Raw genomic sequence first — 12,712 nt, forward strand, 5'->3', positions numbered from 1 at the left:
TGGCCTCTTGCACTGCCGTTGGCGGCGGGGCACGAGTGTGGCCCATAATTAGGCCGCGTCCCACTGGTGGGCGCGGCTTCCCCGCCACTCGACCCACACTGGATCGTCGACGATCAGTTCCGGATCGAGGATCCCCGCGCCTTCGAGGAACACGACCAGGTCATGATCGGAATGGGCCAGGCCGAGGGTCTCGTCTCTCCCGACGCGGCGCACGGTCACCCGTCGGCCGCCCGTGGGGGACGGCCGGTGTACGACAATTGGCGCCGCTGCCATGGGTCCATGCTGCGACCAGTCGTCGCATATCGCAGCCCGGGCCGGCTGCGCCTGCAGGGCGAGAACCGGGCGCCCGGTCGTAGGCCAGAGACCGCGCATACGACCCCAGGAACGGCTTTCAAGACCGTTCAGCCCAGACAACTGACAGCGCGCTGACCTGCACTTACCCCCAAAGCGTCTCCCCAGGCATCTGGTCTGGCCCGCACATGGCCCACGTCTGGCCGTCCGGCTGGCCCTCGCTGCCACTTCGCCAACACGCTTTCCAACTGTCCGCGTGGCCGTTCGGGGGCGTCCGTGGCCGTTCACGTAGCAAGTCACGCGGGGTGCGCGTACAGCGGCGAACGGTGGAGTCTGCCAGCGGACTGAACAAAGACCAGGACAACGCGAGCCGTCCTGGCGCTGCACTGACTTCGGCAGGCGCGCCGTTTCGCCCCATCGCTGGCCGTTCTGGCAGAGGTTGGCCGCACGAGCTGCATCTCTTCTTCGCGCCGACGCAGGAGGAGGCTGCGTCGGCGGCTGAGCGGATGGGCTCCGACGGGCATCAGCTCGCGCTTTTGGGCGAACCTCGGCACTACCCCCAGCAGATCGGTTTCCGGGCTGAGTGCTCTCCGGTCAGCAGCACTCGTCCGACCGTGCAGCCGAGGAATTTTGCGGTGCCGAAGTCGACCCGCGAAGCCAGACCAGGTGGACGTTTCGCCGCCTTGACCAGGCCCACCCGCCAGCGTCTGCCCAGAGACTCTCACCAGCGGTTCCTTCCCGGTAGCTGCAGGGCAAGGTTCACCCGATCTGGGAGAGCGTTGCTGGCGCATCAGAGGTTCATCCCATCCGACACGCATGGTCAGGACGGTTGCTGAGCAGTGAACGGCCATCAAGTTGGCCACTAGATTTACCTGGCGCGCTATCCTCACGCGTCAGTGTGGACCTGATCGGGCTTGCACCGGGTAACCGCCCCAGGGGGAGAATTGTCTGATAACTCTGTCCTGCCCCACCAAAGTGCTCCAGCGGAGGACGAAGTTCCACCTCAAACGGAACCGTCACCGCCAGACGAGCAAGTGGGCATCCTCACCCCTAAGCAGGCCAAGTACACCCGCCGCTTCCTTAACACCTTCGGCTTCCTGGAAGTCCTTATTGCGGGCAGCTATTTCAGAAAGAGCGAGAGCGGGCAACTGCTATTCGCCCCCGTTGATACATGGGACTTCTGGTTCTGCATCCTGTGGATCTTCGGATCGCTTTTCTTTTTCGGCCTTGCTCGTTTTTTTTCCGGAATGCCTCAGCGGCCGGAAGAATCTGTGACCCGCGTCCAAGTTGCAGAGGAGCAATTGGAGGCTTCGCTGGCACAGAGGACTGTGACGCCGGGAACCTCTGAGCGGGACCGCTCGCACCTTGCTCTAGCTAGCCTTTGGACTGTGACCCATGCAAGGTTGCACCAGTATCACGGGATTGCACTAGGTCAAGCGAAGAAGTCGTTCCGGAATGCGCAGGCGGCCATGCTTATCGGCTTCGCCTTACTGGTTGGCTTTACCGTGTTGGCCCTGAAAGCCGACAGTACTGCCACCAGTGCGGCTGCCGCAGTTTTGGGTTCGGTTTCTGCCGCCCTTGCGGGTTTTGTAAGCCGCACCTTCATCCGCTCGCAGGAATCCGCTGCAGCACATTTGCAGCGGTATTTTGATCAGCCGCTGGAATTCTCCAGGTATCTGGCAGCCGAGCGCTTGATCGTCGATTCTGAACTAACCAGCGAACAACGGGCTGAGGTTCTAACTGTTCTCGTGCAGGCGATGATCTCGGGGCCACCTCCGGACCAGCCTCCGGTTGACGTCCAGATCTCCACCGTTAATCCAATGGTGCGAAGTTAAGATCGACGACACCTGTGGACGCCGTGCTGATCCTTTGGCTGATCGCAGGGCGCTGACCCACCACCGAAGCGACCCCCGGCAGGGAAAGTGCAGGGGGTCGCTTAAGGGTGACTCGTGCTGGTGGCCCTACCCGTCCTGCAGGTCTGTCTGAGGGGTGCAGATCTCGCACATGAGGATGTACGTCTCGTGCGTCACCGCAAGCCGGGCCTGCCCGGGGTCCAGCAATATTCCATCCTTGACCTTGCACGTGGCGCAGCCACCCCGGTGCAGCACCGGCGGCGCCTCACCGCGCTTCGGCTGGATCTTCCACCCCTGATCCTGGCGGGCTTGCTCCGCACGGTGCCGGTTCTGCTGCTCCTGGGCCGCCAGCTCCCGGATCACCGTGTCCGTCCGCTGCAGCTGATACGCCAGCGGTCCGCCATTGTGCGTGCCTGTTGATGTCAGCCGTTGATGTCAGGGCCGCCGGCACGGCCCGCAGGTGACCCTTTCCCACACGCCAGGATCTGCACGTTCGGCGCCGACGTGGTTCCGTCGTCGGCATGGATCGGTCAGAGATCGGGGCTTCCCAGCAGTGGGTCTGCTCGCCACTCGGCTCTTGGCGTGGGCGTCCTTGGTTTGGGCGCGGGTGCCGAGAGTTACGCAGACCAGGTTACTGGCTGTCGCCTGACGCCGCACGTACCCCGACTTGCAGGTGCCTTCGCGCTCTACTCCCAGTCGGCGCCAAAGGCGGCGAAGAAGTACGAGAACGAGCCGCTGCTGGCGTCTAGGAACATCGTTATGCCAAGCCCCTTAAATATTGGTTGGCTGCCGGTCTGAACAACACATTCTTCGTTGAAGTTCAGGTTGTCGCCGCCAATGAGGACGCTCTTATCCTGGACTCGATCGTTTCCATCGAAGATGTGAACCCTACGAATGGCGCTGCTGACGTCGCCCGACTTGCCGAGAAGTATGACTCGCCGAAGCTTTGGACGTTGACCGTTTAGGAACGGCGGGGTTGGCATCGGCGCATGAAACCACATCGTCGGAACGTTCTGAGCCGATTTGACGTCGGTGCCGAAGCCGAACCGAGTGAACTTCACCAACTGCTGCGGCGATTCGGGTACGACCGCGTTGCCGTGCGTCCATAGGGCGGTGAGTGCCATGGTTCAGCTCCAATTCCATGGTGACGATAATCCTCCGAACTCGGCGCTGTGCCACGTTCGGAGGACCCGTGGTTGGGTGGAGAGGACGCAGCGGGTCTCACTGAGCATTTCGCCATGCACTCGTTGAACTCGTGGGGTCAAACCTGCTGACGTCCCGCGATCTCTACGGTAGGCCGACGTGGTGAGGTACGCGACCGGGGCGAGCCGATGTCCAAGGAACAGGAGAAACGAGAGGAGGTTCGAAGGAGGTCACTCGTCACGGACTGGTGGTCGGTATCCATCAACGTTGTTGTGGCAGCTGGGCCCTATCCGCTGCTGGCGCAGCCCTGTGCATGGCCCGGCGGGACACCATCGGCGGGACGGTAAGCGTTTTGATGAGGAACGGCAGGAACGGAACTCAGCCCAGTACTACAGCCTCAGATCTTGTGACTGTTGATCGGTGATGTCGTTGCCTGGTCATGCTGGTCGATGTGGCGCCGGAGCACATGGAGGGAGCGGAGGAACTACCCTCGCTCACCGAGAGGTTGGGACACTTGCTCGCCCGGCCGGAGCCGCGGGAGGTGTTCGCGGATCCGATCCGTAGGCGGGTGCCCCCTCGCATTGAGAGCCCCAAGTCGAGCGTATCGGCTCCTGTAGGGCCCTAGAACGCCACGCTTTCGACCGTGGTTGTGCGCCATCGTCCAGGGACGTTGATGTCAGAAGCTGATGTCAGGTCCGCACTGCCTGAGGAGACTCGCATGGGTGAGGGACTGCGCTGGGCTGAGCGATTGTCAGCGAAGGAGGCCACACTGGTCGCGAGTTGGAGCACCCTGAACGGGAGCCGCCATGGCACGATCACGCACACCTCTACACCTTCGGCGCCATTGCGCGACACGCTACCCATCCCTGACGATGACTGATCAAGGGGTGGGCCTGCGCCGCACGGCGGGAGGACAACGAGTGGGGCTGAACAGCGAGGTTTGGCAGGGGCATTTCGCTGAAGGATTGGTGTGGGCATTATCTTGCGCCGCAGGACTAAATCCTGGAAAACGGAGCCTTGATGTCGATGGGGTAGATATCCAAATTGGCTTCCCTGGAATGGTTGGCACAACTCGCTATCCTCTGATCGAAGCTCAGGTCAAATCGTGCTGCAACCCGAAATACGTGGAAGACAACTTCTCGTATTCCATACCCGTAAAAAACTACAATGACCTTATCGGCACGGTGGGCGAAGAGCTCCCCCTTCGCCGCTACCTCTTCCTAGCTCACACCCCACCCGAGAAGACCAGCTACGTAATATCCAGTCCTGATTCGAGCAATTTTCACCATGCCATCTACTGGGTAAATCTCATGGACCGTGATGCGATCGATCCAGACAAACAAGCAAACAAATCGGTTCACGTACCACGAGAAAATCTCCTCACGGTGGAGACTCTGATTCAACTCGTAAAGGGAGAACTTACCGAAAGTAGGATTTCGTCGTGATTACGGATGCTGGCACGTTTAACTTCGCACAAGCAAGCGACCCTCAGAGGATTTCCCTATATCTGACCTCCCGAGGATGGGACGCGCACGAGCAAGGCGGTGGAACGCTGTGGACGGCTCACGACGAGTCGTACGAGGTGTTCGTGCCTCGCCATCGCAGAATGCGAGGGTACGCCTCGCACATCCGGACACTACTTTCGACTCTCGCCGCAGCTGAGGGGAGAAGCGAATCCCAAATCTCTTTGGAAATCTCAGTATCAGATGCGGATGTTCAATACGTGCGCACTGATCCGGCAGGAGATCCGGGAACGACGCCAATCGATGAAGGCGTCAAAGCGTTCGAGAGCTTGCGTCAGTGGGTGCTCTCTGGTGCCGTGGCGGCCAGCACAGACGGAATCCGCCTGGTTCAACCTGCCCGCAAGCCGGCGGCTGCGTTGGACTTCATGCGTTCCGTCCGACTCGGCCCCACCCTCGAAGGCAGTTATATTCTCACCGTCTACATTCCGGTCCCGCCTCGAATCGGGCAGACTGAGATCGAAGTAGACCATCCGCAGGTGAGACTCCTGAGCCAGCCATTTCAGCGGCGCGTGTCGCTAAAATTGCGGGAGGCTACGAGCGCTGCAGTTTCTGCGGCTGACGATGTGATTCAGCGACGAGTCGATATCAGTGCTTTTACGGAGCGCGCCGAAAAGGGCGTTAACGCCAATCTCTGTGAGGCACTGGCTGGCTTCACTTCGCCTGACAGCGGTGACGTCCGTATTGACTTTTCGTGGGCCCTTTCTCGCCCAGTCGAGCCGACGGGTCCGATCGGCTTGAACCGTGACCAGGTGACCGTACTCCGTGAAGCGGCGCAGGAACTTAGAGCTGCGGCTCCGGAAGAGGACGTGACAGTCGTTGGCTCCGTAGTCCGCCTGCACCGAGAGGGAGCCCTGGGTGCAGGAGAAATCAGCATTGCGGGGATCGTCGAAGGAGGAACTAACGACCGCCTCAGGCGAATCTGGCTTGACCTGACCGAGAGTGATTATTCTCTGGCGACCCGCGCCCATGACAGCTACTCAACAGTTTCCGTTACCGGAAGTCTTGTAAGGCGAGGCAATCGATACGTCCTGCAACATCCGGTCGGTTTCAGGGTGCGACCTGAGGCCACGTGATTCGCAAGTAGGATCACCCACCGCGATCTCGCTCTTCTCGACCCGTCGCCAAGGTCAGCCGCGCATGTCAGCAGGAGCCCTTCCGACCGCCAGAAGGTGCGAGCTGGCAGCAAGGAGCTCCGGGTAGGGCTCCGCCAGCCGGGCCGCCGCCATCGCAGAGGCGATTAGATCGTCCGTGGGCCCCTCGCCCGGCTGTTGCTCGACCGCTTTCACGAGGGACCACGCGGGCCCCTCGATACCGAAGACCTGCACGTCCGTCAGACCGGAGGCGGCCAGCTCCGCCAGAAGTTCTTCGGCGCGGTGGAAGTAGGACAAGGTGAATCCGCGTACACCGTCATAGACGGCCGTCTCAAGAATCTTGGAGACGGAGTCGTGAATCCGCTCAGTGTGTAGGTGCGCGTACGTGACGTGCTCGAAGAGCGACGCGTAGCGGTTGATCGCGGCAGCAGCGATCAGCCCGCCCGGCTTCACCACACGGCGTGCTTCCGCCAGCGACCTACGCCGGTCGTCCGGGTCGGGGAGGTGGTAGAGCGGCCCAAGCAGCTGCACTACGTCGAAGCTGCCGTCCGGTTGCGGCAGATCGCGGGCATCCCCCACGAGCGCTGAGCACACGGCCGCGGCGCTCTTGACATGGCGGGGCACGGGGTCCACGAGCGTGACTTCGTAGCCGTCCTTCACCAGCCATTCAGCGTGAATCCCGGTTCCCCCTCCCACGTCGAGCACGCGTGCCGGCGCGGGAGGCAAAAAGCGTCGGAGGAGCTCTTGAGTCCTGGCCAGCTCCATACGTCCGTCTGCCGAGCTACGCAGGCGGTCATCCTCGTTCACTGTCTCGCCGTAGAACCGCATCACGGAGGGAGCCAATTCGAGATTCGACATGGTCGCAGTATCGTGTGTACCGGTGGACCAGTCCAGCGCAGGAAATAGGGGAAACCATGGCAGTCCTGAAGTACGAAGAGATCGCAGAGTTCCTGCGCGCCCGCATTGCCGCTGGTGAGATCGCTCCCGGGGACACGATCCCGTCGGGCCGCGAGCTGGCCGAGCAGTGGGATGTGTCACGAGCTACCGCCATCAAGGCCGTCGACGTGCTGCGCAACGACGGCGTGGTCGTGGCCAAGCAGGGAACTGGGTTCGTCGTCACGGAAACGCCCGTGGCACGCCCTGCCGGCGCTCGCCGCGCAGGGTCGGCGCGCATCCTGGGCGGCATGCCGTTCTTGCGCGTCGGTACGCCTGACTGGGCGGAACCCCCCGCCCACGTCGCCGCCGCCCTCCGCCTCTCCCCCGGGACTAAGGCGCTTCGGCGCGTTCGCGTCCTCCAGCTCCCGGACGGAACCCCGAATAGCTGCGTTGAGGCGTGGTTCCCCCCGGATATCGCGGAGGTGGCACCACGCCTTGCCGACACCACCCCGATCGCCGAAGGCACAACGCGCTACGTCCGGCGTCAGACCGGGCGAGGCCCGGCCGAAGGCGTGGACGTCACCACCGTGCGCCTTGCCTCGGAGACGGAGGCAGACCGCTTGCAGGTGCCGCAGGGGGCACCGGTGGCCGTGCTTCTGCACACGGCGTATGACGAGCAGGGGAAGCCGCTGGTCTGCGAGGAGGGCGTAACGCCGTCCTCGTTCTTCGAGCAGGTGGATACCTACGCCATGTAGGCGCAACACGAGCAACGGAGGCGGCTGGACCGGTCCACCGGTTCAGCTTTTTTTATTGCCCAGAAAGTGACCCCCACCTGCACTTTTCATCACAACAGCGTGACGGCTCGCGAATTCATCGATTGACTGGACCGGTCCACCGGTCCAGTCTCTTGTTGTGGCCATCGCCCGATCCGGAATCTCCGGAAGGGGCCGATTCCGTCACGCCAAACTCAACAGCGTGATCCACCGCAGCACGACGGCCGTGACCGTTCCAGCCGAGGCGAGTGGAGACCAGCCGACCGAGAAACGGCCCCCTTCACACCGGGGCCCACACCCCTAACCGGGAACGCCATCGGCTCTAAGAACCGCACGGCACACCTTCGAAACTGCCACGACTTCCGGGACTTCGGATCTCCCCGGAACGAGCAGCGCCGTGCGAATCGGAGAACCGAACGACTGCCGTTTCCCCCGCGAAACGGCCGACTGCCTCCTCCGCCCGTCCGGCCCACCGGGTCGTACGGGCGGGGCTGAGGGGAGCCGGTGCCGGGATGACCGGCCGGGTCCACACCTTCCACCCAGAGGAGTTCGCATGTTCGGTAAGCAGTCGCGGAGCGCGTCGACCGACCTGACCACTCCCAAGGCCGTCGCCCGCAGCCAGAAGGTCTACGACCGGATCGTGGCCGGCAAGTGCAAGAACGCCGCGGCCGAGCTGGACGCCACCCACGGCACGGACAGCAACGGCAAGCGCCGCAACTGACCCACCCATTCCGCAACTGAGCGGCCCCGGTGTCTCACCACCGGGGCCGCCTTTCAGGCCGTTCACCGACTAAGGAGAAAACGACCCATGAAGACCATCGCCGCACTTCAGGACCTCGTTACGGCCGCGTCGCTCGACATCGAGCCGACGGCCGCCGAGCTGGACGCGATCGAGCTGGAGATGCCGCTCATCCGGGCGGACGTCGAGCTGCTGGACGCGCAGATCATGACCATCGACCGCCCGGTCAACGAGGTGGACGAACGGCGCATCCGCCGCGCCCGCAACCGGGTCCTGGCCGCCCGCCGCGACCTGACCAACCGCACCGACACGGTGCGGTCGGGCGGTGCCGCATGAGGGGCAAGACCGCACTGCCCGCCGTCGCAATGACGGCGGTATCGATGGTCCTCACCCTGGCCGTCGTCGTGATGTGGCTCGGCACGGCGATGCCGTGGCCGGTCGCATTGGTCGTCGGTCTCGGGATCGACGGCGGATGGCTCGCCACCCTCGCCTACGAACGCCGCTTGGCTGCGCAAGGTGACCACAGCAACCCGGTCACCGCGGTCGGCTGGTCATTCGGCCTCATCGCGACCGGCGTCCTGATCGCCCACGCACTCACCGCCGAGGAGTCCGCCGGTGCGTGGCTGGCCGTTGCCTGGCTGCCCGTCGCGGCCAAGGCCCTGTGGCTGGTCCACGGGCTGTGGGAGCGGACCGCGCTCACCGGTGAGGCGCTGGACGCCATCCAGGGCATTCAGCAGGAAGCACGTGACGAAGCCGCGGTGGCCCGCGCCCGACTTCGGGCCGAGGCGGCCACGGAGGAGACGCGGCTGACGGCTGTGACGCAGGCCGGTGCCCGCGTCGCACACGTCCAGGCCAAGACCGCCGACACCCTCTCCCGAGCCTGGTCCACCCTGGAAACGGCGCGGGAGGGTGAGGACACCAGTAGGGCGCTGAGCAGCGTGACGAGCCGCGTCACAGCGGGCGTCACACCCCGCTGGGAGCTCCCGGTCTGGGGGCCCACGGAGCCCGTTTCGGCGTTCGTGCTGGAGTCGGCCGGCGCCCTGACCGACGAAGCACTGGATGCGCTCGTCGATCAGATTCGGCACAGCGAGACACCGGCCCTGTCCTACCGGGAGATGGCCACCCGCTTCCGGGCGGCAGGGCACTCCGCTTCCGAGGTCCGGTTGAGGACCGCGTGGAAGCGCGTGGCAGCTGCCTGATGGCCACGCTGCCCGTCTACCGATGGCGCCTTGCCCCGGACGGATACGCCACCCGCCGCCAACTCCGCGCCCTCGGACTGCGGCCCGGCGGTCAGGACGTGGCCGCGGAACTCCAGCGGCCACGCCGCCGACGCGGCCCGCTGGTCGCCTACCTCTACCGCATCGACCGGGCCAAGCCCGTCCGGCCGATGACGCCTGGTCGCCGGGTCGCTCTCGCCAAGGCGATGGCGGCCCGGCGGACCTGTCCCAACTGCCGGACCGATGCCGGGTACTGCATCCCGCGCTCACTCGGCATGTGCGTGCCCTGCTCCGACCTGGACACCGAGTCTGCCGCCTGAGCTGCGGCGTCGAAACGGAGACGTAGTGAAGCTGACCGTCAGCACACACAAGCTCTTCGGCTACCGGGCCACCCTTCGCACCGCCAAGCGCCTGACCGAAGAGGCCGTACGGATCGTGGACCGGGCCGTGGCCGGCCGCATGCCCGACGTGCAGGTAGTCCTCACCGCCGAGCGGAACCTGGCCCAGGTGGCCACCGCCGCCGAGTGGGAGACCGCCGGATGCACCGACAAGCGGGTCCAGGCCCGCGCGCTGCGTTCCGCGAGGAAGCTGGCCCGCGACACGGCGGGCCGCGCCGTCCCGCTCGTCGACGGCGGGGTGTTGATCGTCGTCAACGTCGACCAGCACCCCAACGAAGCCACGTTCGCCATCACGCTCGTGCACGAGCTGGTCCACGCCATGCAGACCAGCCGCAAAGACGTCCGCGACCGGCTGATAGCCGGACTGCGGCATGACCTGGGCGTCGAGAAGCAGTCCCGCCGCCAGTACCGGGAGCACGAACGCTGCCTGGAGGCGGAGGAGAGGGAGGCGTACGGGGCCGAGTACCTCGCCGGTCGCCTCGTTCCCGCCGCCGCATCCTGACCCACCCCAACCCCTTCCACTTCGCTCCGGGTTCCGGGGCAGTCAGGAGTCGTTCCGCCATGAGCGACAACGTCGTTCCCCTCTTCGAAAAGACCGTCCCGCGCACTGTGGTGCCCCCGGTGGTGGACATAGCTGCAGGGACAGCGCCTACTGCTGAGAAGCCGCCTGTGCCGTTGTGGGTGCGTTCCGCGCGGGGTGTCCGCACGGTGGTCACCCACGAGCGCACCAAGACCGCCTGCAGGGCCACCGCCCGCCACGGGCTTTACGCCCTGGGCGGTACTCGGATCGTGGCCCGCCGAACGTGGGAGGGCCGTACCGCCTCCCGCTACGAACGCCTGCTCCGTGCGGCGGAAGCCGCGGGCAACATGGAAGCGGCAGCGGAGTGGGAGGAGCGCGGGCAGCGCTTCCGGCAGGAGCGCCACCGCCGCCGCATGGACCTGCTCACCGCCCCGCTCGACGCTGCCAAGGGCATCGCGGCCGGCGCCGGTATCGGGGCGGGTGGTCTCCTACTGCTCGGCATCATGCTCGCCGTCGCCAGCAAGGACTGGACCGACATCGGCGCCCCTACCATGGCGCTCATCGAGCTGGTCCGCTGGATCGTCTTCATCATCACCGTGACGTGGGGGCCGTTGGTCACGATCGGCCCGTGGGTGGTGCTGTTCGGGTTGTGGGCGGTGGGCAAGAACCAGCAAGCCGCACCCCAGTGGGCACTCCCCGCCAACGTCCGCAGCAGCGATGGTGAGCCGATCACCCCGTCCATCGTGGTCCTCGCGCTCCGCAACCTGGGTATCGCTCCGCTGCGGAACGCAATCAAGGACATGGGCGACGCCGGCGCGTCCATGCTCGGTCCGATCCGGATCGCTGGATGCGGGGTCGAAGTGGACGTGACGCTGCCTTCCGGTGTCTCCACGAACGAGGTCCAGGGCAAGCGGCGCAAGCTCGCTGAGAACCTCAGCAGGCATGAGCACGAAGTGTTCATCACCATCCCCCAGGCCGCCCGCACCGTGCGGCTCTGGGTTGCGGACAGCGGCGCCCTCGATGAGCCGATCGGCCCCTCGCCGCTGACAACCGACGACACCCTGACCGCCGACTACGCCAAGGGCCGCGCCCCGTGGGGTCAGGACCTGCGCGGGGACGCTGCGGCGATCAGCCTGTACCAGCGCCACTTGCTGATCACAGGGTTGTCGAACCAGGGCAAGACCGTCGCGCTGCGCTCGCTGGCCCTGTGGCTGGCGCTGGACAAGTCGGTGCAGTTCCTGATGGGCGACCTCAAGGGCGTCGGAGACTGGGCCATGTTCGACGGCCTGGCCACCACCCTGATCCAGGGGCCGACGGACGACCACGTGATCCAGGTGACCGAGATGGTCGAGGGCGCGGTGGACGAGATGAACCGCCGCCTCCAGGCCCCGCCCGGCACCGAGTTCCCCGCCCTCATCGTGCTGGTGGACGAGGCGCAGGTCGCGTTCATGTGCCCGGTCAAGGACGCCGACAAGCGGCCCTACGGCGGGTCCAAGGCCAACTCCCGGTACTTCATGGCCGTCCGGAAGATCCACAACCAGGGGCGTGCGGTCAACGTCCTGATGTGGCAGGGCACCCAGGACCCCACCGACCAGAACCTTCCCAAGCTGGTCCGCGAAGGCGCCCACACCCGCGCATCACTCGCGCTGGGCACCGAATCCCAAGCCCGCATGGCGCTGGGGGACAAGGCGGTCGACGGCGGGGCCGCACCGAACCTGCTGCGCCCCGGGCTGGACAGGGGAACCCTGGTCGTCGCGTCCGACGGCATCAGCATTCCGGCCGGCCAGGCATCCATCACGGTGCGCACGCACTACATCGACGACGACGGGGCCGAAGCCATCACCGACCGCGCCAAGGCGCTGCGCGATGGGGTCACCACCCTGCACGTCATCGAGCGTGGCGAGGAGCGGGATGCGCTCGCCGACATCGCCGGCGTCATCGGGGACACGAACCGGGTCCTGACCCAGGACGTGTTGAAGCGGCTCGCGGTGCTGTCCGAGGACAGCTACGGAAGCTGGACGCACGCCGACCTCAAGCGGGTCCTGGACGGCACGGCGGCCGAGCCCTACAAGTCCGACGGGCGCATGGTCGTCGGCCGCGAACGGGTCATCCGCGCACTCGCCAACCGGGACACCGGCAGTTCCACTTCCGCTTCCTGATCGCAGGGAGCGCACCCCCGGCAGGTCAGGGAGGCAGGGAGAACTCCCTAACCGCCTCCCTGGCCTGTCTCCCTGTGCTTGACCTGCGCAAATGATGTTCAGGGAGGCAGGGAGTCACCCCAGCTCAGC

At 65.2% G+C, this 12,712-nt stretch carries 14 protein-coding genes; 10 read left to right on the forward strand and 4 right to left on the reverse strand.

From position 1 onward, the window contains the following. Positions 1–48: 48 nt before the first annotated feature. Positions 49–273, reverse strand: a complete 225-nt coding sequence (locus ACFWBQ_RS32450; RefSeq protein ID WP_385505206.1) for a hypothetical protein — start codon at positions 271–273, stop codon at positions 49–51. Between the two features lie 1,052 nt (positions 274–1,325). Here ACFWBQ_RS32450 and ACFWBQ_RS32455 point away from each other — a divergent pair. After that, positions 1,326–2,126 (forward strand): hypothetical protein, encoded by an 801-nt coding sequence (locus tag ACFWBQ_RS32455; RefSeq protein ID WP_385505208.1) that lies wholly within the window; start codon positions 1,326–1,328, stop codon positions 2,124–2,126. Positions 2,127–2,252: 126 nt separating this feature from the next. Here the strand turns inward: ACFWBQ_RS32455 and ACFWBQ_RS32460 are convergent, their stop codons facing one another. Both ACFWBQ_RS32460 and ACFWBQ_RS32465 read right to left on the reverse strand, forming a co-directional pair. Next, positions 2,253–2,507, reverse strand: a complete 255-nt coding sequence (locus ACFWBQ_RS32460; protein WP_385505213.1) for a DUF6233 domain-containing protein — start codon at positions 2,505–2,507, stop codon at positions 2,253–2,255. A 323-nt stretch (positions 2,508–2,830) separates the two neighbouring features. Beyond that, the gene (locus tag ACFWBQ_RS32465) at positions 2,831–3,268 is read right to left on the reverse strand and encodes a hypothetical protein (protein WP_385505216.1); all 438 of its coding nucleotides are present in this window, start codon (positions 3,266–3,268) and stop codon (positions 2,831–2,833) included. Between the two features lie 891 nt (positions 3,269–4,159). Between ACFWBQ_RS32465 and ACFWBQ_RS32470 the strand changes: the two genes are divergently transcribed. Both ACFWBQ_RS32470 and ACFWBQ_RS32475 read left to right on the forward strand, forming a co-directional pair. Further along, complete coding sequence (locus ACFWBQ_RS32470; RefSeq protein WP_385505219.1) at positions 4,160–4,732, forward strand: DUF4365 domain-containing protein; 573 nt, start codon at positions 4,160–4,162, stop codon at positions 4,730–4,732. Beyond that, a complete protein-coding gene (locus ACFWBQ_RS32475; protein WP_385505221.1) occupies positions 4,729–5,883 on the forward strand; it encodes a hypothetical protein in 1,155 nt (384 codons plus the stop codon). Before ACFWBQ_RS32470 ends, ACFWBQ_RS32475 begins: the two co-directional genes overlap by 4 nt. 54 nt (positions 5,884–5,937) lie before the next feature. On the opposite strand, the gene ACFWBQ_RS32480 is transcribed toward ACFWBQ_RS32475, so the two are convergent. Further along, complete coding sequence (locus tag ACFWBQ_RS32480) at positions 5,938–6,759, reverse strand: class I SAM-dependent methyltransferase (RefSeq protein ID WP_385505227.1); 822 nt, start codon at positions 6,757–6,759, stop codon at positions 5,938–5,940. 56 nt (positions 6,760–6,815) lie between these two features. Between ACFWBQ_RS32480 and ACFWBQ_RS32485 the strand changes: the two genes are divergently transcribed. From ACFWBQ_RS32485 to ACFWBQ_RS32515, 7 genes are all read left to right on the forward strand, one after another. Then, positions 6,816–7,532 (forward strand): GntR family transcriptional regulator, encoded by a 717-nt coding sequence (locus ACFWBQ_RS32485; protein WP_385505233.1) that lies wholly within the window; start codon positions 6,816–6,818, stop codon positions 7,530–7,532. 571 nt (positions 7,533–8,103) lie between these two features. After that, positions 8,104–8,271, forward strand: coding sequence for a hypothetical protein (locus tag ACFWBQ_RS32490; protein WP_385505237.1), 168 nt, complete (start codon positions 8,104–8,106; stop codon positions 8,269–8,271). An 87-nt stretch (positions 8,272–8,358) separates the two neighbouring features. Continuing rightward, entirely contained in the window at positions 8,359–8,625 is a 267-nt protein-coding gene (locus tag ACFWBQ_RS32495; protein WP_385505242.1) for a DUF6284 family protein, read from the forward strand. Then, on the forward strand, positions 8,622–9,488 hold the full coding sequence (locus ACFWBQ_RS32500; RefSeq protein ID WP_385505244.1) for a protein spdB: 867 nt from the start codon (positions 8,622–8,624) through the stop codon (positions 9,486–9,488). Before ACFWBQ_RS32495 ends, ACFWBQ_RS32500 begins: the two co-directional genes overlap by 4 nt. Next, a complete protein-coding gene (locus ACFWBQ_RS32505; protein WP_385505247.1) occupies positions 9,488–9,826 on the forward strand; it encodes an RRQRL motif-containing zinc-binding protein in 339 nt (112 codons plus the stop codon). Before ACFWBQ_RS32500 ends, ACFWBQ_RS32505 begins: the two co-directional genes overlap by 1 nt. Positions 9,827–9,851: 25 nt before the next feature. Then, on the forward strand, positions 9,852–10,406 hold the full coding sequence (locus ACFWBQ_RS32510; RefSeq protein ID WP_385505252.1) for a hypothetical protein: 555 nt from the start codon (positions 9,852–9,854) through the stop codon (positions 10,404–10,406). A 59-nt stretch (positions 10,407–10,465) separates the two neighbouring features. Further along, positions 10,466–12,583, forward strand: a complete 2,118-nt coding sequence (locus tag ACFWBQ_RS32515) for an FtsK/SpoIIIE domain-containing protein (RefSeq protein WP_385505256.1) — start codon at positions 10,466–10,468, stop codon at positions 12,581–12,583. Positions 12,584–12,712 lie beyond the last annotated feature (129 nt).

This window comes from Streptomyces sp. NPDC060035 (assembly GCF_042736635.1).
GTDB lineage: Bacteria > Actinomycetota > Actinomycetes > Streptomycetales > Streptomycetaceae > Streptomyces.

What these genes read in the sequence shown, in the direction of transcription:
- ACFWBQ_RS32450 (WP_385505206.1), bottom strand. Translation starts at nt 273, where the DNA reads ATGGCAGCGGCGCCAATTGTCGTACACCGGCCGTCCCCCACGGGCGGC.
- ACFWBQ_RS32465 (WP_385505216.1), bottom strand. Translation starts at nt 3,268, where the DNA reads ATGGCACTCACCGCCCTATGGACGCACGGCAACGCGGTCGTACCCGAA.
- ACFWBQ_RS32470 (WP_385505219.1), top strand. Translation starts at nt 4,160, where the DNA reads ATGACTGATCAAGGGGTGGGCCTGCGCCGCACGGCGGGAGGACAACGA.
- ACFWBQ_RS32480 (WP_385505227.1), bottom strand. Translation starts at nt 6,759, where the DNA reads ATGTCGAATCTCGAATTGGCTCCCTCCGTGATGCGGTTCTACGGCGAG.
- ACFWBQ_RS32485 (WP_385505233.1), top strand. Translation starts at nt 6,816, where the DNA reads ATGGCAGTCCTGAAGTACGAAGAGATCGCAGAGTTCCTGCGCGCCCGC.
- ACFWBQ_RS32490 (WP_385505237.1), top strand. Translation starts at nt 8,104, where the DNA reads ATGTTCGGTAAGCAGTCGCGGAGCGCGTCGACCGACCTGACCACTCCC.
- ACFWBQ_RS32495 (WP_385505242.1), top strand. Translation starts at nt 8,359, where the DNA reads ATGAAGACCATCGCCGCACTTCAGGACCTCGTTACGGCCGCGTCGCTC.
- ACFWBQ_RS32500 (WP_385505244.1), top strand. Translation starts at nt 8,622, where the DNA reads ATGAGGGGCAAGACCGCACTGCCCGCCGTCGCAATGACGGCGGTATCG.
- ACFWBQ_RS32505 (WP_385505247.1), top strand. Translation starts at nt 9,488, where the DNA reads ATGGCCACGCTGCCCGTCTACCGATGGCGCCTTGCCCCGGACGGATAC.
- ACFWBQ_RS32515 (WP_385505256.1), top strand. Translation starts at nt 10,466, where the DNA reads ATGAGCGACAACGTCGTTCCCCTCTTCGAAAAGACCGTCCCGCGCACT.